This window comes from Rahnella sp. P4_A8, from assembly GCF_056402435.1.
In genome coordinates, this window is record NZ_JBFUHK010000217.1 from 1 (window position 1) to 1,554 (window position 1,554).

Consider the following 1,554-nt stretch of genomic DNA (forward strand, 5'->3'; position numbering starts at 1 on the left):
GTGGTGAGGTTCCACAACGCGCATACCGTAAACGGACAGACCGCTATCTTTGAAAGCGGTGCGCATTTTGCTCCAGATCCCGCAAAGGTATCGCTGCGCATCTTTCGGTGTATAGGCTTCTTTGTCCCACGCATGATTACGCTGAACGCGCTTTTTATCGTCTTTGCCAACAATGCGCGTCGGGTGATATTTGGACGGGGTAGTGATCGTCAAAAACATGCCGACATCGCCATTTGCCGCAGCATATTTTTCGGTACCGGCTATGGTGCTCATTAGTTCCATACGGCGGATCTCAGGATTGGAGATGCTCGCCATTACCTTATCGATCAGACTAATGCGCTCGCCGGTTTCGACGTTTTCAAGGTCGCAACTTTTCAGATAGTCGAGATTAGACAGGCGGCGTGCACGCACCTCACGAATCGCCTGCTTACTGGCATAGGGAGAGGCGTCGCGGTTTACCTTGCCGATAGCGATCAGTAAAGATTCACGCCAACGGGTGCGCTGACCTTTCAGCTGGCGTAACCACCAATCCGGATTAACCAGGCGCGACATTGCAGCGATAGCGGAAACGGCATCCAGCCTGTCTTTGCAATACCTTGTCCAGTACATCGGTGTGACATTGAAAGCCTGTGCCATACCGGCGATTTCGCTATACAGCTCACACTGGGTATCACTCTCAAAAAGAATCGAATTATCCCCGTTGTATTGAGCAAGCAACTGATCACAACGGTCTTCATAGATTTCTTTAAGTTGTCCGGCGATGGCCTGAGCGAACCGGCGCAGCGGTTTATCGCTCATACTCGGCAGGCTGTGATAGGTGTCTGCCTCAGACATGAATTTCATGGAGGCTTTAACATTCATCGCGTGAGCAGCATTGACCGCTTCGACGCGGGGAAGGATGCTGCGACCAAGGGTATAAACCAGATATTTATTAGCGGCATGAATGCCCTGCGTTTTCAGCAGATACGCATGGCGACCTGTGAAAATTTCCCGCAGGTCGTTAGAGAGGTTTTTTACTCTGATTAAAACAGCTTGCCCCTGATCGTATTCATCACGGGTAAGCGGTCTTTCCAGGCCAGAAACGGCCTGGCGTGGTTTGTTCCAGGGATATGCCCACACGTCAGGCACGATAATTTCAGGAGAAAAACGGTTCGTATGAGCAGGAGTTTTCATTTAAAACTCCAAACACATCTGGGGGGAACGCTTTGCTTCATAACGTTCGAAGTATTCCGCCAATGTCGGCGGGTGCACCATCTCGATGGTTTTCCGTAAGATTGCGCAGCGACCCGCGAGTACTTCTTCCTCATTACAGCCGATAGCGCGGAGCTGGGATGTCAGCTCAGGATATTTCACTTCGGTTTTTGGCACATTGCAGGCCAGATTTGTACTGTCAGCGGTAGTAAGCGGATAGTTGCCAAAGACACGACCATCTAACATGCGCAGACCGTGGACGTGAATGCGTGGATTTTCGTCCCGAATAGCAACGAATGCTTCATGCATCCTTACGTGCCAATGTTTCGTCCGAATAGCCGCATATTGACCGGATGAACCCAG

General features: G+C 50.8%; 1 protein-coding gene and 1 pseudogene. Both read right to left on the reverse strand.

The annotated features are described in order from the left end of the window. Positions 1 to 1,173 (reverse strand): replication endonuclease (locus AC1DUO_RS24845; RefSeq protein ID WP_477989320.1); only part of this gene is annotated, 1,173 nt, incomplete at its 3' end. After that, positions 1,174 to 1,554 (reverse strand): annotated as a pseudogene (locus AC1DUO_RS24850) (hypothetical protein); the annotation flags it as partial.